The organism is uncultured Veillonella sp., assembly GCF_934230905.1.
GTDB lineage: Bacteria > Bacillota > Negativicutes > Veillonellales > Veillonellaceae > Veillonella.
This window is the reverse complement of the sequence record NZ_CAKQFJ010000029.1, coordinates 1-22673: the sequence shown is the minus strand read 5'-3', so window position 1 is coordinate 22673 and position 22673 is coordinate 1. Positions and strand designations below refer to the sequence as shown.

The 22673-nt window shown below is 37.0% G+C and carries 16 protein-coding genes; all 16 read right to left on the bottom strand.

The features are described from left to right. Positions 1-129 precede the first annotated feature (129 nt). Complete coding sequence (gene cysK, locus Q0E20_RS08015; protein ID WP_295998722.1) at positions 130-1065, bottom strand: cysteine synthase A; 936 nt, start codon at positions 1063-1065, stop codon at positions 130-132. A gap of 68 nt (positions 1066-1133) precedes the next feature. Then, entirely contained in the window at positions 1134-1583 is a 450-nt protein-coding gene (locus Q0E20_RS08010; RefSeq protein WP_295998719.1) for an Rrf2 family transcriptional regulator, read from the bottom strand. A gap of 387 nt (positions 1584-1970) precedes the next feature. Further along, the gene (gene ahpC / locus Q0E20_RS08005) at positions 1971-2534 is read right to left on the bottom strand and encodes an alkyl hydroperoxide reductase subunit C (RefSeq protein WP_295998718.1); all 564 of its coding nucleotides are present in this window, start codon (positions 2532-2534) and stop codon (positions 1971-1973) included. 185 nt (positions 2535-2719) lie between these two features. Then, positions 2720-2935 carry a hypothetical protein gene (locus Q0E20_RS08000; RefSeq protein WP_295998715.1) on the bottom strand — a complete coding sequence of 72 codons (216 nt, stop codon included), beginning with the start codon at positions 2933-2935 and terminating at the stop codon, positions 2720-2722. Positions 2936-2944: 9 nt separating this feature from the next. Then, on the bottom strand, positions 2945-4555 hold the full coding sequence (locus Q0E20_RS07995) for a CTP synthase (protein WP_295998713.1): 1611 nt from the start codon (positions 4553-4555) through the stop codon (positions 2945-2947). Between the two features lie 15 nt (positions 4556-4570). Next, positions 4571-6304: an arginine--tRNA ligase gene (gene argS, locus Q0E20_RS07990; protein ID WP_295998710.1), complete on the bottom strand. Its 1734-nt coding sequence runs from the start codon at positions 6302-6304 to the stop codon at positions 4571-4573. After that, positions 6270-6728 (bottom strand): DUF1934 domain-containing protein, encoded by a 459-nt coding sequence (locus Q0E20_RS07985; protein WP_295998708.1) that lies wholly within the window; start codon positions 6726-6728, stop codon positions 6270-6272. Before Q0E20_RS07985 ends, argS begins: the two co-directional genes overlap by 35 nt. Before the next feature lie 210 nt (positions 6729-6938). Beyond that, complete coding sequence (locus Q0E20_RS07980) at positions 6939-7106, bottom strand: hypothetical protein (protein WP_295998707.1); 168 nt, start codon at positions 7104-7106, stop codon at positions 6939-6941. An 89-nt stretch (positions 7107-7195) separates the two neighbouring features. After that, positions 7196-7768, bottom strand: coding sequence for a hypothetical protein (locus tag Q0E20_RS07975; RefSeq protein WP_295998704.1), 573 nt, complete (start codon positions 7766-7768; stop codon positions 7196-7198). Between the two features lie 3 nt (positions 7769-7771). Then, positions 7772-8431, bottom strand: a complete 660-nt coding sequence (locus Q0E20_RS07970) for a hypothetical protein (RefSeq protein WP_295998702.1) — start codon at positions 8429-8431, stop codon at positions 7772-7774. Next, positions 8428-8622, bottom strand: a complete 195-nt coding sequence (locus Q0E20_RS07965) for a hypothetical protein (protein ID WP_295998700.1) — start codon at positions 8620-8622, stop codon at positions 8428-8430. The genes Q0E20_RS07970 and Q0E20_RS07965 overlap by 4 nt, the downstream gene beginning before the upstream one ends. Continuing rightward, a complete protein-coding gene (locus Q0E20_RS07960) occupies positions 8619-9161 on the bottom strand; it encodes a hypothetical protein (RefSeq protein ID WP_295998698.1) in 543 nt (180 codons plus the stop codon). The genes Q0E20_RS07965 and Q0E20_RS07960 overlap by 4 nt, the downstream gene beginning before the upstream one ends. A 1-nt stretch (position 9162) precedes the next feature. Continuing rightward, complete coding sequence (locus Q0E20_RS07955; RefSeq protein ID WP_295998695.1) at positions 9163-9648, bottom strand: hypothetical protein; 486 nt, start codon at positions 9646-9648, stop codon at positions 9163-9165. Beyond that, the gene (locus Q0E20_RS07950) at positions 9641-12121 is read right to left on the bottom strand and encodes a glycosyl hydrolase family 28-related protein (RefSeq protein ID WP_295998693.1); all 2481 of its coding nucleotides are present in this window, start codon (positions 12119-12121) and stop codon (positions 9641-9643) included. Before Q0E20_RS07950 ends, Q0E20_RS07955 begins: the two co-directional genes overlap by 8 nt. A 53-nt stretch (positions 12122-12174) precedes the next feature. Then, entirely contained in the window at positions 12175-20412 is an 8238-nt protein-coding gene (locus tag Q0E20_RS07945; RefSeq protein ID WP_295998691.1) for a hypothetical protein, read from the bottom strand. Positions 20413-20414: 2 nt separating this feature from the next. After that, entirely contained in the window at positions 20415-22580 is a 2166-nt protein-coding gene (locus tag Q0E20_RS07940; RefSeq protein ID WP_295998689.1) for a hypothetical protein, read from the bottom strand. Positions 22581-22673 lie beyond the last annotated feature (93 nt).

Here is a 22673-nt window from a genome sequence, read left to right as displayed (position 1 = left end):
ACAACTCTTTTAAGGTGGGATAGGATAAAACAAAATTGTTTTATCCTATCCCACCTTTTCTATATATAAAGAATAAAGGAGCCCTAAGCAAGGACTCCTTTATTCTTTATATTATTTTTAGCTATTATATTAATCTTCTGGGAATAGTGCAGTGGACAAGTAACGTTCACCTGTATCAGGAAGAATAACTACGATATTCTTACCTTTATTTTCAGGGCGTTTTGCCAATTCTGCAGCAGCCCATAATGCTGCACCAGAAGAAATACCAACCAACACACCTTGCGTATGACCAAAGTCTTGTGCTGTTTTGAATGCATCTTCATTAGCAACTTGAATTACTTCATCATAAATTTTTGTATCTAATGTTTCAGGAATAAAACCAGCACCTAAACCTTGAATTTTATGAGGACCTGGCTTACCGTTAGACAACACAGCAGAGTCTTTTGGTTCCACAGCTACAACCTTAACGTCTGGATTTTGTTCTTTCAAGAAACGACCTGCACCTGTTAATGTACCACCAGTACCAACACCAGCTACAAAAATATCTACAGCACCATCTGTATCACCCCAGATCTCAGGACCTGTAGTTTTATAGTGAATAGCAGGGTTAGCTTGGTTTACGAATTGGCCTGCTTCCACAGCACCAGAAGTGGCTGTAACGATTTCTTTTGCCTTTGCAATAGCACCTTTCATACCGAGTGCACCATCAGTCAATACAAGTTGTGCACCATAACCAATCATCAATTTACGACGTTCAATAGACATTGTTTCTGGCATTACGATAACAACCTTATAACCTAAAGCAGCACCTACAGCAGATAAACCAATACCAGTATTACCAGAGGTAGCTTCTACGATAGTACCACCTGGTTGTAGTTCACCAGATGCAATAGCTGCTTGAATAATGGCAGCTGCGATACGATCTTTTACAGAGCCACCTGGATTAAAGTATTCAAGTTTAGCTAAAATATTAGCATCAGCACCTACACTTTCACCAAAACGAGTAGCCGCCAACAATGGTGTTTTACCAATTAATTCAACAAAAGATTTTGCAATTTTAGACATAATCAACACTCCTTTATACGGATATTATGAATACTATAAATATTATGTAATATATAATTATGATACTCTTAAATCGAGCCATCCCAATTATCATATTTAGTATCTAGTTTTGCATATGTGCCATCAATAACATCTTGCAATGTCACACTTTCTAGATAGTCATGAATGTAATTTTGTAATCCAGCCCAGAATCCAACAGTACGTTCATTAATCACATCATCGGTAGAAACACCTTCGTCCAATGATGAAATAATCGCCATTGATTCTTCCGTAGCCATCAAAATTTCAATAATTGTATATTCACAAGGTTTCTTAGATAATCGATAGCCACCGTATTTTCCACGTATACTATCAACTAACTTGGCTGCCCCTAATCGAGCCACAATACCTTCTAAATATTTCTCAGATATGCCTTGTCGTTCTGCTACAGAACGTAATGATACGGGTTTTTCATGACCTTGCTCTGCTAGGTCTATGAGAACCATCAGTGCATATCTTCCTTTTGTAGAAATCCTCATGTATATTGCCTTTCTTTTTAAAAGCTAGCGCCCCTTGAAAAAATATTCTCTATACATTCTATACATTCTATACGGCGCGCATAATACCTTGTACACCGCTAGGAATTAATTCCATTATAGAATATCAACTATAAAAATGCAAGGACTTATTTCCTACTTTTTTAAAAGGATTTATATAAAAGTAGGTATTATTAAAATAAACTATATGACAAAAAGACCAGCCTAAAGGCTGGTCTTTTTGCGTATAGTTTGTAGTTTGTTATATGAGGTTTACATAAGTGAAATGGAGAGTGTTTCACCATGTAATGGGGCTTACCGGTATCGTTGGAGATACGATCCGTGCCCAATTATTGTCATTTGAGGAGGATGGTGATATATCTAAAAAGCTTAGATTTTACCTACTAGGTCAAGACCTGGTTTTAATGTATCTTTACCTGGTTTCCAACGTGCAGGACATACTTGATCACCATGTTTAGCTACAAATTGAGCAGCTTGTACTTTTCGAACAAGTTCTTCTGCGGAACGGCCGATACCCATATCGTGGATTTCCGCTGTACGGATAATACCTTCTGGGTCAACCACAAATGTGCCACGGTATGCCATAGCAGATTCAGGATCAAATACATCGAAGAAATCAGCCAATTCATGTTTTTTATCAGCTAACATATAGTATTCAATTTTGTTGATACTTGGAGATGCATCAGACCACGCTTTATGAACATATTCAGAATCAGTAGATACGGAGTAAACTTCGCAACCCAATTCTTTTAATTCTGCATAAGATTCTTGTACGTCTTCTAATTCAGTAGGGCATACAAATGTAAAATCTGCTGGATAAAATACGAATACAGACCATTTACCTAGAACATCTGCAGTACTTACTTTTACCAATTCAGGTTTCTTGAAAGCATCAAGTGTAAATTCAGGGAGTTTCTTACCAATAATAGACATTGTGTCCTCCTTTATATTTCTAAATAACGATTAATATATGTTCTATTGATGTACCTACATCAAATCTATATCTATCTTTGTCTATATAATAACACTAATCATTTAAAATAGCAAGCGTTATTTTTAAATATATCGATATATTTTTTTTATTTTTTTCGATGTAAACAAAAAAAGAAGAAAGATGCTCAATTCTGAGCATCTTTCTTCTTTTTACGTACTACAATAGGTTTACTACTCCTAATAGAATGATCAAAAGCAATTAAACCTGCTAGACTAGCAAGTCCACGTCTTGCCATATAGCCAGTTGTAGACTGTGCTTTACCTGATTTACCATATACAAACTGTTCAAGTTTAAGAACAGCTAATATGATTAAACCTAAAATAGATAAAATAGACCCCATGGCTCTACTCTATTTTTTAAGTTCTAAGATTGCATCTACGAATCCACGGAACAACGGATGTGCATTATTAGGTCGAGATTTTAATTCTGGATGTGCTTGTGTAGCCACGAAGAATGGATGTTCTTTAACTTCGATACTTTCAACAAGACGACCATCTGGGGATGTACCGGAAATAACAAGTCCTGCATCACTCAATTGTTGGCGATATTCATTGTTGAATTCATAACGATGACGATGACGTTCATATACAAGATCTTCACCATATACTTCACGAGCTTTCGTGCCCGCTTCTAATTTGCATGGATAGATACCAAGACGCATTGTACCGCCTTTTTTATCTACATCCACTTGATCGCTCATCAAGTCGATAACCTTGTATCTTGCCTCTTCGTCAAATTCACTAGATGTAGCACCTTCCATGCCACATACATTACGAGCAAATTCCATAACAGCAGATTGCATGCCAAGACATAAACCAAGGAATGGAACCTTATTCTCACGAGCATAATTGATTGTACGAATTTTGCCTTCTACACCACGGGAACCAAATCCACCAGGAACAACGATTCCATCAATCTCATCAAATACTTCTGTAGGATCTACGGAAAGATCGTCGAGTTCTTCGGAATCAATCCAACGAATGTTCACCTTAGTATCAGTTTCAATACCAGCATGGCTCAATGCTTCTGCTACAGAAAGATACGCATCGTGCAGTGCTACATATTTACCTACGATAGCTACTGTAATATCTTTGCTAGGATTCAAAATTTTATGAACCATTTCTTTCCATGCAGTCATATCACAAGGACGTTCTTCAAGCCCTAATTTTTTAATAACAATATCATCAAGTCCTTGGTCTTGCATCATCAATGGTACTTCATAGATAGAAGAACAAGTTTGGTTTTCTATAACAGCAGCTGGTTCGACATCGCAGAATAGTGCTAACTTTTCTTTCATTTCATCGGAAATATGTTTTTCACTACGACATACTAAAATATCTGGTTGAATACCAATGCTACGCAATTCTTTTACACTATGTTGGGTAGGTTTTGTTTTTAACTCACCTGCTGCATTGATGTACGGTACCAATGTAACATGAATATATAATACATCATTACGACCTACATCTTTTTTTACTTGGCGAATCGCTTCCATAAATGGCAAGCTTTCAATATCACCAACAGTGCCACCAATTTCAGTAATAACTACATCCGCATTATTTTCTTTACCAACACGATATACATTTTGTTTAATTTCGTTAGTAACGTGAGGAATAACTTGAACAGTGCTACCTAAATAGTCACCTTTACGTTCTTTATTGATAACAGACCAGTATACTTTACCAGCAGTAATATTAGAACGTTTGCTAAGATTAATATCAATAAAGCGTTCATAGTGACCTAAATCCAAATCAGTTTCAGCACCATCATCAGTTACGAATACTTCGCCATGTTGGTAAGGACTCATTGTACCAGGGTCAATATTAATATATGGGTCAAATTTTTGAATAGTCACATTAAAGCCACGGTTTTTCAATAATCGGCCCAAAGATGCAGCTGTAATTCCTTTTCCCAAGGAAGAAACTACGCCGCCTGTTACGAAAATATACTTAGTTGCCATGATGCCTCCCACCTATTACATTTTTTCCGGAGCGGAAATACCTAAAATACCCAAGCCTTGACGAAGTACAAGGGCAATTGCTGTAATCAATCCCAGACGAGCTTGTTGTAACATTGGATCTACGCCAATAATACGACCTTGACGATAGAAGGAATGGAACATACTTGCCAAATCATATAAGTAACGTGCAATACGATGAGGTGCACGGTGCTCAGCAGATTGAACAACCTCTTCTGGATATTCAGCTAATTTCTTAATCAATTCTAATTCCATTTCACTTGTAAGCGTTGTGAAATCAGTTTCACTATAATCACCAAACGAAATGGCCGATTCACGCACTTGGTTATAAATGCTGTGAATACGCGCATGCGCATATTGGATATAATACACCGGATTATCATTACTACGAGATTTTGCCAAGTTGATATCAAAATCAAGCTGACTATCTAGAGAACGCATCAAGAAGAAGTAGCGAGATGCATCTACACCAACCTCTTCGATTAATTCATCTAATGTAACACTATCGCCACTACGTTTAGACAATTTAACAAGTTTTCCATCACGGAATAATGCTACCATTTGTAACAACAATACAGTCAATTTATCTGGGTCATAACCAAAGGCTGCCATAGCTGCTTTTACACGACATACATAACCATGATGGTCAGCACCCCAAATATCAATCATTTCTTTGAATCCACGGTCATATTTATTGCGATGGTATGCAATATCTGCTGCCAAATATGTAGGCACACCATTGTCACGGATGACTACGCGGTCTTTATCATCGCCATAATCAGTGGATTTCAACCACAAAGCGCCATTCTTTTCATACACCTTGCCAAGAGCTTTCAAAGCCTCTACGGAGTGATGAATTTCATCAGTTTCATGAACCGTACGTTCAGAGAACCAATTATCAAAGGTAACGCGGAAATTGCTTAATGTTTCCTCTAAACGAGCTAATTTTTCTTTCAAGCCTTCTTCTTTGAATAAAGCTATACGATCAGCTTCATCCATAGCATTCAATGTATCAAAGCCTTCACGCCCTGCAATGGCTTTTGCTGTTTCAATGATATCTGGTCCACGGTAACCATTTTCTGGAAATACAAGAGCCCCTTCTGGAACATCGAATTCTGGCATAGTGCCATCTTCGTTGCGTTTAGGCGGAAATACTAATGTAGCGCCTTGTAACTCTTGGAAACGGTACTCAATTGAAATGGCCATATTATCAATTTGATTGCCCGCATCATTGATATAGTACTCAGATTGTACATTGTACCCTGCTGCACGCAACAAGTTTACAAGTGCACTACCATACGCAGCACCACGACCATGACCGACATGTAACGGACCTGTTGGGTTCGCACTTACGTATTCTACTTGAATCGTATCGCGTGCACGCAATGGTTGCACACCGTATTGATCACCAGCATTCAAGATAGCTTTCAAGGTATCATACACCATATCGGATTTTAAGAAGAAGTTGATAAAACCTGCACCAGCTACTTCAGCACGTTCAAGCCAGTCAAAATCCATATGACTGATTAATGCCTCTGCGATAGCGCGAGGATTTTGACGAGCTACACGAGCAGATTGCATAGCAATGTTCGTAGAAAAATCGCCGAACTCCTTTTGAGGGGGCACTTCTAGAACGATTTCTGGATATTCTCCAGCTGGTAAGCCACCACTCTTAATCGTTTCTTGTAATGCCTGCTCAATCCCCGATTTCAGGATTTCCTTCATGTCCATGCTCTGTATCCTCCCGCACGTCTATATCTAACTGATTATAAAATTGCCATTCACCTTCGATGGAAATATCGTATCCGAGATGAACACGACCAGTTCCATTGTGAAAGTCTACTGTTAACTCATGTGTTTTTACGGCCATGTGAAGATCACCTAATGGTGTTTCATATGTGGATTGACGTTCTTCACCGCGAATATATTGGTGCCGCATATTAACAGCTCCAGTACGCAAAAGAACAATCGAGTCTTCATAAATCTTAATAGTTGTCTTAACACCTTCAAGACCTGTAACGCTAGATTCTTCATAGCGAATATACTGAATCCCATTCTTCTCCTGTGAAGTACCTGGAGAAATCAATTCCACCACGGTATCCTGTCCATCTATGTCTCGTTGTACACTTTTTACGGATACTAGAACCCGTTTCATGTTTTTCTCCTCCATGGTCATAACATATCAATATATTATACTCCAATTTACTGTGAATTATCAATTCTTTCACAATTATTGTTATACTTGCAATCAATCTTAGTTGCGGTAAACATTACTTCTCATATTTTACCACATTTTACAATTAGAATTTGACGAATATTTGCCGAAATAAAAAAGAGGGTAGCAATTACGCTACCCTCAATTTGTTTATTTATCTAGTTCTACTAATCTTTGTAGCTTGCCATTCACAAACCACATTTCACACGTTACATTATCGCCATCTTTCAACGTTGCCATATATAATCCCTCTTTGTTTGGTTGAATATCTTCTGCGAATTGATGTGTTTTTCCTTCAAATGTAAATTCTTGTGCCATTGTGTTATTCCTTTCAATTAAAGTAATACTTTCCAACTGTCAACTAACAGTTGATTGTTGCAATCCGTGCAACTCGGAGATAATTTAGATCACCATTCCTTTACTGTGTAAAGTACACTACCGCCCTCTAAATGTTGTCCATTGAAATGTGTTAACACTTCAACTTTACCTGCTTGATAGCCTATGGTTTCAAAGGCTTTATTATCTATCAAAGTAGCACCAGCTTTTATCTTGTGTCCTTTGTTTAGATTGATTTTGTACACATCGACTTTTTGCTCGTCTGTGTTAGCAACTACTGCAGTTCTATCAGATTTTTCAGTAACAGCTTTAGGTACATTAGGGTTGCTATGTGCAATATCCTGTTTTACCTGTTCAGCTGCAACTTCAACTGTCGGTGCTTGCGTGTAATATGTCGCTATCGGTTGAGTTCTTTCCTTTTTGGAAATAACTTCCTGTGCTTCCGTTTCGGTAACATGAATTGCTTTTGACAATTCTTGAGGTGATTTAGCCTGCTCTTGTGTAATTACAACAGGTTTTTCTAATTGTTTTTGTTTGTGATGATATATTAATACACCTACAATAGCGATAAAAACGCACAGGGCAATCGCTATGGCTATTTTGTAGTGTTCCTTGATAGTTTGTACCAACCAACTAATTAACATGGCTTACACCTCATTTAATTCATTTTGTAGCATTTCCAACGCTCTAAACTTTTCATCTGCGAAACGTTCATTCAAGCTATCACGCAATTCACTATTATTCCATGCAGTAGTCATGCATACATCATAGATACAAGCGATGAGGTCATAATCAAAGCGTTTATCGTCAATATAGGATAGATTAGGCAATTCTAAATTCAAAGCCTTTTCCATTAACTTCAATGCATCATTGAACATATCAATAATATTGTCTACACCATATTGTACTATTCTACTCCATATCACGTCCTTCAATGTGTCAGAATGTTTATCCACATTGAACAGGTTGTCTTGCAACAATTTACACGCTACATCATAGTATTCAGCCTTGATGTAATCATGTTGCATCTGTGCAAACCCTTGTCTATCAATCGTTCCTAGTTCTTTCCATTGGTCGATAAATTCATCACTATTGATTTCGCCACTATCCACCAATGTTCTTGCGTAGTCTGTATAAAATCCACCTTGCCGTAATCCCCAACCTAGAAATTCATCAACGCTACCGCAATTACTAGCTAATTGATATGTACCATAGGAAATACCGCCTGCATCGTTAACCCCACTTGATACACAAGCAGGGTCTCCATTACTTTCATATACCGCACTCAAACTCCCTAATTCATTCATTTCTCTAACTCCTTTTTATCACTGCTCCCATTAATATATTGGGAACGCTTAACACCACCAGTAGCACCAATATAACCACCTAACACACCGACTATCACGCTTGCCAAGTCCTTTTGTTCAAGGTAAATAGTCATGATTAATGCAGCGGATAATGCTATTAAGGTTATAGTGTCCTCATAGTTAATCTTCATTTAATCGCTTCCTTTACCGATTTAACGAAATCAATCACCTGTTTAAGTAATCCTATCGCACGTTTAAACCACCTCGTTTCTACTAGCTCAAGTTCTATCATGTTTTCTACACACGATGCCAATTCAATAAATACAGGTATCAAATATAACAATGTGCATAGGAACACATCCACACGGCCTAATACAGGTACTTCCACATCAGGCAAGGCGAGTAGAATAAATGACAATAAAAAAAGCCACGGATAGGATTTGACTAATTTCTTAGTCATATCCGCTCGTAGCTTGCCACTCACTAAAAATCGCTTAGGTTTTCCGTTAATTTCTACTGTAGCCCAACCTCTCCATAGGATAGCTAATATAGTATTTTTGACTGTAACTTCCCTATTGGTTGCTAGGTTGTAATTCCTTGCTTCAACCAACACTCGTAATATTGTATCTATAAACACAAGAATAACTGTTGTGAATATAGCCAATGATATGCGTACCGCTTCACTCACGTTGAACACCTCGTTAAATATTGGAATAAAGATTTCTATCATACTAATCTCCCTGTCTTGATATTGTGAACCAAGTTTTATCTCCACTAGCTTCTATTCGTTTATAAAATATTCTTGAACCATCACTTCCAATGGATAATTGTACGCCAAGCCCTCTTCTATAATTGTATAAGATCATTGCATTTAAGCCACTTGGTATTGTAAAGGTATCAGTTGTTGTGGATGTTGTATTTAACTCAACTATATATTTCCCTTTTGGTAGCCATACAGTAAGACGTTGTTCAAAAATCTGGTAAATATGTTCAGAATGTATTGGCTCAAATAATATAGGATTGTCTTGTATAAAATATTTAGTATTATCGATAATAACATACATATTGTTATCGGATGGTTTTTCTGTAGATAATCTAGCATAGTAGGGTTTATCGCTCATCGCAACTTTTAAATATTTACTATTCCCTATATCACGAATTTCATCCGTCATATTAAATAATCCTGTACTAGCACCACTTATTGTAATATTAGCCATTTACACCCACCTCAATCGTACCTTTGTTACTCCACAATTGAACACGGCTATTTAACGATGTTTGTACTCTGCCCCAGCTACCCCATTTATTAGCCATGAAAGTACGATGATAAGTTTCACCATTTAATGTATGTAGTGTATGGTCGATTAATTTACCATCTCCAAAGTTAAACACAATCAACATACCTTGCTTATGCGAACGTGGTGGATTATTAGCACCGCCATCAAAATTAATTTCATAGCATCCTTGCGTTGTGAGTGTATTCCAATCTGTTGCGGTATCTAATTTAGAATATGGAAAACCAAACGAACCTGCATCACCTTTTTTAACAAACACTTCATCGGCTTTAGTCTTGCTATAAATAGCCGTACCATAATGTTTAGTAGTTAATACTGTGCTACTATCCGTGCCGTCATAGTGCTTTAATGTAGTACCTGTTAAGTATAAAGGTACGCTAGGGTCGCCCAATTCCACTGCATCTGACGTAGACACTTTACCAATACGCACACCATGTCCATCGGTTTTCTTGCCCTCTAACAATGTATTGTTGTTAAGCACGATAGAACCGCTTACATTACCGCCTGTGAGTTTTAAATAATCTAGTGTCGCAAGTCTAGCAGTGTTAATTGAATTTTGATAATCTCTGTTCGGATTTCCTACATAAATATCCACTTGATGCCGTTTACTAGGTTTTTCTGTTAGCACTGCAAAATAGAATTTGCCATTGCAATATGCTATATCTTCAATTTCAGTAGTTCTATTGATTTCGATGATTTGTTTAACTGTGCCAAATGGTGTACATTCTACCAAACTACCAAGCGTTGCACTCATGATGCATCCGTTAAGCATTAATGCACCATTATTATTAAAGTCATCATATTGGTAGTCAATTTGATAGGTTTTCATTTTTTGAAAATCATCATTATACAAGTTGACTTCACGTAAGCGTTGTTGACCGCTAATTGGTACGATACTCACATAAGTTCGTGTGATAGGATCATATCCGATATTAAATACACGCTCATTCAATGTAACAGTCTTTTCAAACGTCATTGTGTCAGCATTAAATACAGATACGTTGTTAGGATTTTTCAAACCATTGGCAAGGTAAATCTTATTTGTGTATTTGTTGTAGCACATAGTGTTACAATGGCCCATACGTTCTGGGTCGCTAAACTTATATGTGCCTACGATTTCAAATGTATCTGGATTAAGTTCATATATATTTTGCTTTGTGCCATCGCTATTAATACATGCTAGTACGAATACATTCTTTTTATCGTTGTAGGTAAAGCCTTGACATTGGTTGACCTCATCGCCATATTGGATATTTTTAACAAATGCGATATTGGATGCACCTTTTAACATTGGTGTTTCAGTAGGATAAAACGGCTTAATAGAGTTATATGTACCCATATCCATAACGCTATCAACTGTATCAAATGAGATATGCTCGTTAATTTTGTAGATGCCATTAGGAATTAATAATATTTTGTTTTTCAAATTGTCATTAGCACGTTTAAATGCTGCGGTATCATCAGCTACACCATCACCAACTGCCCCAAAGTCTTTAACAGAAACGATGCCGTACAAGCTATCTTTAGGTACAAACTTTGTATCTGCTTCGGATTTTGTAATCAAACCACCGCCATTAGGCAAGGCGATTTCTTCCGCTTTACTTGCTGCGACTTCTGCACGTTTCGCCGCATCTGTTGCCTTGATAGCGTTACTTGCAATCGATGTTTGTTTATTATCAATGTCTGTTTTTAATGTGCGTGCTTGACTAACCAAATCATTAATATCACGCTTATCTACAGTTGTTTGTCCTGCATATGCTTTTGCATCTGCCACTAGCTTTTCTGCTTTCGTTACATTAGCACTTGATGTATCAAGTGCGGTATTGCTAGTCGCTAGTTTATCATCAACTGTACGGCTTAATTCTGTAATTTCACCGCCTAGCGTTTTTATCGTTTCTGCATTAGCATTGATAGCATCGCTTTCGGCTTTGATTTTTGTATATGCATCAATAGCATCATTTGCTGCCTTTGTCGATGTATCTACAATCTTACGTGCAACAGCAGTTGCATCCTCATCACTATCAACACGAATTAATAAGGCTCTGTTCATCTTCTCTTGCATTTCTTGCAAAATCAATGTAACCCTATCTGTCATGTGTTCGATATTTTGGAAAGGATATTCGTCCGGTAAATCTGTATCTTGAGTGATTGGTGTTCTACGTTCAAGAATAATCTTGTGCGTATTATCTAATGGATCACCATCAGCAGGATACGTTAAAATTTTGTTTTCTTTATCGTAGTCGATATTACCTGTTTGTACGCTTTCTGTGCCGTCAGCATCGACTATGATTAAGGCTATATCTTCAACGTTATAAAAGTCATACGGCCATATCCACTTTTTATTCGCTCCATCACATTGATAAACTACACTAGGTTTTTTGACTTCTGGTATCATATGTACTCCTTTCAATTAAATAGGACTACCCACATTTGAGTAGTCCTTATTTATTAATGCTTGTCTTTCTTTTTGGATTTTTTGTCTTTTAGCTTTTTATCTAAAATGATAGACATGATAACATCCTCTAATTTTGCATCTGTATCGGTTAATGCAAATTTAGATAATGTCCATAATCCATCTGTGATTGTATCGCTAAAACCTATGATGCGGTTCGATACTTGCGATAAGCTTCTACCTATATCCGTTGCATCTTTCTTCTTAGAATTAATAGCCGTGTATATATCTTGTAGTTTATCCACAATGGATGTAGCTATAACAGAATTAGTTTTACCAAATGACTTTTCACCTAATATGTTACGCATCGTCATATTAGCAACATCACGTACAATCGGTACACCCATAATAGATTGAGATGCTAACTCTTCAACAAACGATTTTACTAAATCCTCTGGCTTGTCATCATCTCCATTTGTCATAGCTTTATATGCCATCATTCCTAATGCCTGTGCGATTAAAGTCCACCAAATCATACGTACAAATTGTCCATAATTTCTTTGGTCTTTTAACGCATAAGAACCCTCAGCAAGAATGTTATATAACGTATTAGCGTAAGAATAGAATGGTACAAATAATTGAGAAAATGCATTCCTTGAACGTTGGATGCCTGCACTATCTTTTGTATCACCGCTACCAAATATATCTCTCACGGCTCTATCACCAGCACTAATAGCTTCCTGTTCTATAAACTCTGGTGTTACTCCCTCAACACTTTGTAATTCCAGTACTTTGTTATCGTATGCGAATTTCCATATAGGAATTGACAATGCAAAATCAGTTTCTGTTAACAGTCTAAAACCCATTTGATTAATATCATCACGGATATTAGCTAGTTGTTCACCTTTATAACCACCGATATTTGTATCACCAATGCGTAAACCTTTACCCTCAATGGATAAGCCCTGTTTCAAATCCTTATCTAGTGTTTGAACACGTTCACGCATAAAGATTGATTGAGATAATACAAAATCACGTGTTGCGTTGTACTTAGCCGTACCTACACCATAGAACCCCATGCCTGCATCGCTAATAGCTTTGAGTGTATTACCTACACCGATACGATACATAGCAACAGGAATGTTTAATGCATTTTGTAATGCTACTGATACACGTCCGGCCATAACTGCGGTAGAGGTATTTTTCTTTAATGTCATTACCAATCTACCCCATGCATCGAGTTTTGCTGCTTCATCTTTCCAGTTATCTCTAACCCATGTACGCAAGAATTGGTAGGTTTCCATACCAAATTTATCAACGATGTATTCTTGGAAACGGCTATTACCGACTAACTTATTCACATCCGTTACTGCTTTACGCATAGTAACGTGATTAATAGCTTCCGTAATAGCATTAGGAATAACATCGAAATCAAGCATTAAGGATTTACCTTTCACTACATCCAAACGTGATTTGGTAGCACCCATACCTGTACCAAAGATTGCATTACTAGCAATCATCGTTTTAGCAATATCCTCTGTTTCAAAATCAGATACTTTAGCACTTACTTTAGGATTGTACACAATAGGGAAATATTGACCTTGAATTTCTCTACCGCCAATTGTAAATGTAATACCTTTTTCTTTCTTCAAAGGATTTCCGTAAAGTTCCTCTTGAACCTTACTACGCTCTTCATAGAATGAATTAATGTGTTCCCATGTGCGGATAACAAACTCCCAATCCTTATCCGTCATGTATTCTTGGAACGCTCTCTCCATTTCTACTTCATTACTTTGGATAGTTTCTAATGCACGCTGCCTATTCTTTTCTGTTCCCCAATTCAAGGCAAGCATGATGATTTGCTCTTTGGTAACATTCCGTAATTCGCCTACGTTATAGAGATGATCATTGCGAACATCAAAAAGTTGTTTCTTAGAATATACCGCTTTTACATCTCTAGCCAATCTGTACATAGATTTTTCTTGGTACTCATTGAATTTTCGAGTAGCTTTATCAATTGGGTCATAGATATATCTAACTGCAGGCCCATTCTTTCCGCCGTCCAATCTACGTAAGAATGTTTCAGCTTTCAATAATGATAGATGAAAGTTATTCAACGTATTAGCCAATGCATCTGCACGGCTTCTGTTGTTTAACTCATTGAATACATTTCCATTATCTCTGCCAAATGTTTCTGCTGCCTTATCAATGATTTGGAATATAGCTTCATCAAATATAACGTTATTACCCTTTTCATCAATTAGTGTACTTCCCTCATATTGAGTTCTGCCACTTTTGTACATTCCTGTCATGAGTTCCTCTAACTGTTCGAGTTCGCTCATTTTTAGGGTGCTAAACATTCTAGGTGATTGAGCGGTAAACATTGCTTTTACCCAATCTTCAAGTTCTACAGTCGCTTCATTATCGCCCATAATATCAGCATCTGCATCGAGCGCTTTAATTACGGCCATCATATCAAAGCCATCAACAGGTTTTAAGCCATCATACTTAGTCAATCCCATTTGGTATGCCATATGCGTGTAGAAATAACGCATGTTAGGCTCAATCATGATAGGGTTTTGACTTCGTGTCATTCTGCCTAATTGGTCTAATAGTTTAGTGCGTAGTTTCTTAATAGCTTTTGAATTTTCAAACGCTACTCTTGCTCTTGCTTGATTTAGCATTTGAGATTGTTTAGCATATAATGCTTCGTCAACCTTACCAACAGCCAATGCACTATCCGCTTTCTTGCCATCTCTCACGGCTTGATTTTGGTATTTCTTGTACTGGCTAGCTTGAGATAATGTCAAATCACCTAATTCTCTTTTAGCACGTTCCATGTATTTCGGAATAGTACCAAATCCACCATCACGAATTGCACGCACCGCATCAATGCGTTCTTGTAACTGTGCTTTTAGGTTTTCAATGCGTTCTTGTGCAGTATCAAGTTCTTTAGATACACTGCCTAATTCCTGTGCTACCCTTGCATGGTCTTTCTTGATGCGTTCAGATTTCGTCAATTCTTTTTCAATTGGTTTCAATTCTTCATCAAGATTTTCACTGTTAGGGTCTAGCTTTTGTAATTTGCTTAGTAGTTCCCAGTTCCTAGCAAGGTCTTTATTGGTATGTGCCTTAATCAAGCGTGCTTCCTCTTGAGTAAGTTCCATTTGCCCTTGATTAGATAGTAGCATTTCTTCGGCTATTTCTTGATTAGATTTGCCAGCATTCGGATCATTAACAAATTCATTTCTAGCATTTTCCATTTCCTGTGCTACTGCTTCATCGTAAGTACTGCCAGTTTCCTCACGTTCCGCCTTTTCTAACCCCTCAATAGTTCGATATTGAGTATTTTCCAATGCACCAGCACCCAATGCAATATATCGTCTATGCTCTTTGTAAATAGGATAATCTTCGGCTAATCGTTCTCCAATTTCTTTTTCTACATTGTCTTTCACATCTTCCCATTCTTTAATAGGTCGATTATCTAACTCTTTCATGTACTTACGCATTACACGTTCTTTGGTTTTTTCTTTAATATCGGCGATATATCCTTGTACTCGTGCCTGTCCGGTTTCACTCAACTGTTGATACAATTTTGTGTTTTCAAATTGTTCTAATGCTTGCTCATGTGCGTAGTTTTCAATGTCATCTTGCGTAGCTATCATACGTGCCATTATATCTTTAATGTCAGATGGTACTTCACCGCCTAAACGTTGTACACTGCGATAAATACGAGTTAACCATTTAGAGAATTGACGGAACACACGTTGTAGTCCTTTTGTTGGTGCTTCACCACTTCGCAAGTAGCTTTCCCAACCTCGTGCAAATTTCTCGTGTGCTTTGGTATTGTCTACGTTTTCGCCATCAACCCAACCGCTCCACTCTTTAAGCGTATTCCAATCATCAAGTAATTGTTTAGGCGCATTGTCCATAGATGCTAGTTTTTGGATATCATCAAAGAATACATGGCCCATTTCGTGTAAAAATGTACTTCTATCTGCGGTTTTGAAAATGTTGATAATTCGTTCACCATCACTCATAATCTCTGTCATGCCATTAACAGATTGGTTGTACTTTTCAATGACTTTGATTGCTTTATCATCAAATACTACAAAATTATGACTAAGACCATGTTTGTATTTAATCCCTTTTATACCTAACTCGTTTAATTTAAGAGATGCGTTTTTGTCGCCACCTAAACGTTCTGACAAATCATTATAAAATTCCTTACCAGTTTTATTAATGTCAGTCGGATCTAATTGTTTTATTTTGTTTAAAACATATTCCGACTGTTCGTTAATTGGTTTTGAGTAATCTAACATTGTGTCTGTATCTGGAATTTCAACATTATATAGTGTTGGTTTGTAAACAGAAGTTACTTCAAAATTATCAATGTTATCAATTAGATACGAAATTTTTGAAACGATATCATTATAAAAAATATAATGCTTATTGTATTTTTTTCGCTCTTCCTCGATAGCGTCAAGTAGATACTCTTTATTCACTTTCTTGTTATCAGATTTAGCTTTGGTTTTAGCATCGTTTAATATAACAGTTGCCATTCGTTCAAATTTATCATCAACAAGTGTTGGTAGTTTATTAATAGCAAATCTATTATTTTGTGCTATAAAATCTGAAACACCTTCTAATTCATTCAGATTTTTAGTAACTATATCTAAATTACTTTGTTCATCCTCTCTATGAGAAGTTAAGCGTTTTAATAGATTTTCTTTGTTATTCTCTACATTAATGCCACCAAATATCTGATTGATAACAGGTGCATACTCAATTGGTATATCGTTACCATTTAAAGTGAATTTATTTTTAGATTTACGTTCTACTTTATATTTTTCAGCTACATTTTTATTTTCAGTAAAATATAGCCCCCAACCAAATGCTTGTGTTCCTAAACCACCACCGATACTGCCTAAATCAAATTCATCAAAGTCATACGGCGAACCATGCCATGCGGATTGATACAGTTTAAATCCGTAAGATTTTTTTAAGTTGTATAAATCTTTTTCATTTGGTATACTTTTGTTAAAGAAGTCACTAATGTGGTAATTCGCTTGGGGCAATGAGAGCCCCTCTGCCAAATACCAATTAGTGGCTTTTTTTTCGTTTACATATAATGGTGTTCCAAATTTAGGGTTTTCTAAATAATCTTGATACCATTTGTTATCAGCAGTATCTTTTGTGTAAACGCTATTAACTAAACTATATACAATCGTATTATTACGCTTTTCTTTATTTAACTGCATAGGAATAACAATATTTAAACCATTGTTTCCCTTTAGTTCAGCCATCACAACAATACTATCTTTTACTGTACTAGATCTAAATATTGCTATTGGGTCAGCTAGTGCAAATGGCAACTGTTCCATCTCATTTAAAGTGATTTCAGGATGTTCCTGTAAAATAGTTGCAATCTTAGCTTGTTTAATTACAACATCATAATTATGACCACCAATCATTTGCAATACCAATGGTGTGTCCATTACCTTTACAGTTGCATTAGATTTAGGATTATAATTTTTTAATGTATTTACCCAATCTGCTTGGTCGCTAGAAAGTTTAGCATCACCTTGTGTTGTTTGATTTAAACCATTAGTAGATTTAGTTTCACCACTCATATTGATACGCACGCTATCACGCAAATAATCCATAGCGGTATAACCACCACGGCCCATTTGTCGCATATATTGTGCCATTACATCAGCATGTTGTGCCATTAACAACGCATTAGCTTTTGCCGTTTCACGTTGTTTTCTATCGGTACTTTCACCGATAGCTTTAACAACTTTGTTATACACATCGTATCCACTCTTGGATAATTGCATCCGTAACGCTATATCGTTATCCGCTAATGTGAAAATCTTATCATGCAATCTCTCAAGGCTTTCAATTTGTTGTAGCGTATGCTCCATATCAGCATGATGGATATTGCTTTGGTTAAGTGCTTCCGTATTATCAGCAAATGCAGTTTGTGCTTTTGCCACGCTTGAATGAAATGCTGCACGTCTACGTTCTGCATTCGTGCGTGGTGCTTTACCGCCATTATTAGACTTGTAATCAGTCAACCATTGTGGCTCTACACCACTTGCCGTAGCTTCTTTAATATCATTATCCATATTGTCAAAGTCGCTTGCATAGTTTTCTCGATAATCTTGCACTAGGTTTTTGTACAAGTTATTGTACGCTTGTTTAACTTGCGTAGGATTAGAGAATACTTGGTCTAGTACTTCGCGATCTACATCGTTTGCATCTTCAAATTCATCACGGATAATGCTTTCTTTAACTCGTTCAGCTTTCTTTTCTGTTGCATCAACTAGATTATTATTGAAGGCTTCTACTTCCGCTTTTGCACGTTCGAGGGTTTTCATAGACATACCGCCACGAGTAAAGTATGTACTTTCTTCTAGTGCCTTTACAGTCTCTTCCGTCAAGCCACCGCTTAATTGTGCATATTTCCCAATTGGTACAGGAATATCTGCGTTAGCTTCAATGCTTTTGGATACTTCCTCTTGCGTTACCAACCCGCTATCAATCATATTCTTAATAGCTTGTTGCCCTTCTTCGGTTTCTGCCATTTCATTGACATTTACATATGCAGTAGATACACCTACATTATCACCCTGTGCTTGTACAATTCTTCCGTATAGTTCAGGGTTTTCTTCTGCCATTTTGCTTGATACTGCGTCTTGCTTTAATGCTTGCATAATAGCTGCACCATTTCGATTTTGCTCAGCCATGATTGCGTGTTGTTGTTCTTCTGGTGTTAACTTTTGAAATTCATGGAACGCTTTCATGGTGTGGATGCCACTAATACCGCCACCAATCGCACCTAAACCAATAACTGCAGGTAAGGCTTGTAACATTGCACTCCCTGCACCTACCGCCATATCGCCTATGGAATATACACCCTCTGGGTCATTATCATTGCGGTAAAGGTTGTGTTGGAATTTCTCGTTAATGTCTTGCAAGCCCTCTTCAACCAATTCAGAACCGCCAGCCTTAACAGATGCTTTCGCCATTTGTGCAACAGTAGTGCCAATGCCCCTATTAAATGTTGCTAATGTATCACTGGTAGCACCTTGTAATACTTTTGACATAACCGCTTTAGGTGCTACCTTGCCTATGCCTTTAAGCATAAAACGTGTAGATACCATTTCAATAGCAGTATCAGCTGCAGCATATGTCATCGCATATTTGTAGGCTTCATCTTTTGAGTACACACGATTGCCGTTAGCATCTTTTTTGTTAATGAGCTCTAGGTATTTATTCCCAAAATCCATTTTGTACATTTCGTATGCCATGTCAGCACCGCCGCCCCATTTAGCACCTGTTAATGCACCTGCACCAATGCCAGCACCATTTGTTGCTAAACCACCAATAGCACCACCAATTACAGCCCCAACAATTGCACCTACACCGCCTTGCTTGCCCATCATATATGTTTGTGCTGCTGTTTGTCCTAGAATTTCTTGTAATGGATTTGTTCCGTCAGAAGTTCTATACTCTTTTAGATTGTTTTGCAAACGTTCCATTTCTGCAGTCAGCTCTTGAATACGCTCTGGGTCTGTTGTATGTGCCAATTCAAATCCTACATCACCAAGTTTCATCTGATCATTCATAGACCAAATACCTTGTTGGATTGCATCAAATGTAGATTTTGTAGCACGAACAGATTGTAGATTATTGATAGCTTGTAATTGTTCTGCTTGCGAACCATATTTTACTTTATATAATTCTGGAAATTCATCATATATATCTTGTAATACTGCACCACGTTCTACTCGTCTCGATAAATAATCAGCACGTTCAAAGGCTCTATCATCGCCACGCATAATTATATCTGGGTTGATATCCAATACCTTACCCATTCTAACAGCTTCGTTATAACGTAGATTGTCATTGCTATACAAAAATAATCTATCTGTGTTACTTACAACTCCAGTAGGTAGTACTTTTTGTAACGATTGCCCAAGAGGTTCTAAGCCTTGATATGGGTTATCAGCTTTCCCAAATGGATAATATGTAGTTGTACCATCAGCATTTGTTTCTTGCATAACACGTGGTGTAGTTGCAATAGCTTTAATAGCATCAATAGCGTTATCAGCGACTTTTATCGCATTATCGATACCATTCCCTATTGCATTACCCAACTCTGTAAAACCGCCAGTAGGTTTAGATTGCACCCCCGCATTAGCACTAAACGATGGTGCAGTTTTTACATAACCATTCTGTACGGCTAATGCTTCTTGCCGTTCTTGTTCAAGCGTTTGTCCAGCCATTATTAATCTCCATTATCGTTATATCTTCTTTGCATGTTGTTATACACGCTTTCATAAATATCACTTGTAGAACCATCTTGATAAGTTACACGTACATAATGATTGCCAACAGGCTCAACATGTACAATACCCATAGCTCTATTACTTGCTGCACTAATAGGCGAGCTATAATCATCACCATCACCAAAATATGGTTTTTCGGTAGTACGCAAGGTTTGAGTTGCTAGTGCTCCGTTGAATATATCGTGCATTTCACTCTCCGTAGGTGCTCTTCCATGTTTACTTTCAAAGTCAGCTTTTCTACTCAACATTTCTTGCTTAATTCCATATTCAAAACTAGGTCTTAACGATTTATCATTAGGTAAAGCACTTTGAATTTCACTATCATAAGGTGTTAAATCAATTTTGCTAGCTTTCAGCCTTTCATCGTTAGCTTCTAGTAACATTCCATCTGTACTGTCATCAATAATTTTATTAGGATATACTCTTTGTGCATGTGCAACTGTTTCCTCATATGTATGCGTCTCAGCATATTTTTTTAGTTCAAATTTCTCTTTTGCATTGAATTTTAATCCTTGGTCATATATAGCATCCAGTTTAGGACGTATATCAGCTTCCGTTCCACTCCATGCTTCTTTTTCAATGTCAGTCATAGCACCTGCTGCTTGTGCGTGTGCATATGAGGATGCACCTACATAATCACCTTTAGCGAGTAATTGATTATACACAATTTTAGCTGACATAATTCTATCTTTAGCCTGTTTGGCTTCGATATTCATCTGTGTTGTAAGCCATGATTTATAATTCTCGCGGCCTTGTTGAACTGCCTTCTCAATCTGATCTTCAGAATAAATAGGTTGTCCACCTTTTGTCATGGGTGCATTTTTCATTAATTCTTTATAACGGCCTGCATCTGCACCATAATATCCGCCTGCTTTTAACTTATCTGCAAACTCGTCTACATTCTGTGCATTCAACGCACCCATAGGTTGAATAAAATTTGGTATCCAATCATCTACAAACTCTTCATCAGAATTATACATTTTGTAATAATTTGTTCCATCTGGTTGTTTGTTCTCTTCTCCATTTGGTTCTGATTGAGTTAACCCTGCATAGTTATGATTTTCTCTTGCTAATTGACTAAGTTCGCCACCCTTTGTACCCTCTGCATACAACTGTCTGTATGCAATTTCCGTGTTGATACCATACTTATTATGTGCATATTGTGCTATCTTCCATAAATGTTGATTAGCACCAATACCAGATTGCATAGCTTCCTTGTTCTTAGCTTCCATTTGGGAACGTATTCTTGAACCCATGATTTCCATGCCACGATTTACATCATCGCCTGCAGCCATTCGGATAGTAGTGAAATCATTTTCATTATTCGCAATCTTGTTTATCCCCATTTGTTGTGCCATTTTTCTATATGGTGTCAATGCATTTTCGCTAGCTAAACCAGTCAATGCATTAAGTTGTTTATTAAGTTCATCAGAATTATTATCAGCGACTGACTTATCTAACATAGTTTTAGCGTTAAGGTCATAGTTTTGTTGCTTTTTTGATGCGATTTGCTCACTGTCTAACCCTAATTGCATTCCTGTTGCTTCTATTAAATCCCCCGTAAGCATTAGTGTTTTCATTTGCTGATTAATATCGCTTGTTTGCAATATATTGTTATTAAGGTTATTAATTTGATTTTGTGTGGCAACGCTCAACGCATCCTCATATTGTCCACGCATATATCTTGATATACCATCTAAATCATTAGTTTTAGATGCTTCTACCGCTTTGTTAAAAGCATTGGTTGCATCTGTTGTACGTAGATTATATTTAGAAGCAATATCATTTTGTAACTTTCTTGTTTCTTCTAAATATGTAGGCAATATATTTTGTGCATTCATACCTTTTTGGTACATCAACCCATTATCTTTGTTGTATTTCAAATCAGATACTTTTTGATTAAATTCATTAATAGCATTAGTTGCATTTACATAATCTTTTTGCTTATCAATCTCAAGCCACGTTTTAGATGCATCATCAAGTGCTTTTGCAAATGCATTTGTACCACTTTGATTTACTCCAAATGCTTCACTATTAATTGTAGGTCTAAACTCACCATTGATTGTATTTAAACGTTCACCGCTTTCATAATTAACAAGTTTCATATATTCCTACCTAATTCTAACCTTACGAACAGTAACAATAGATCCCGGCCCCTCGCCTTGTTGTAATCTAAGGTCATCACCTTGTTTTAAACC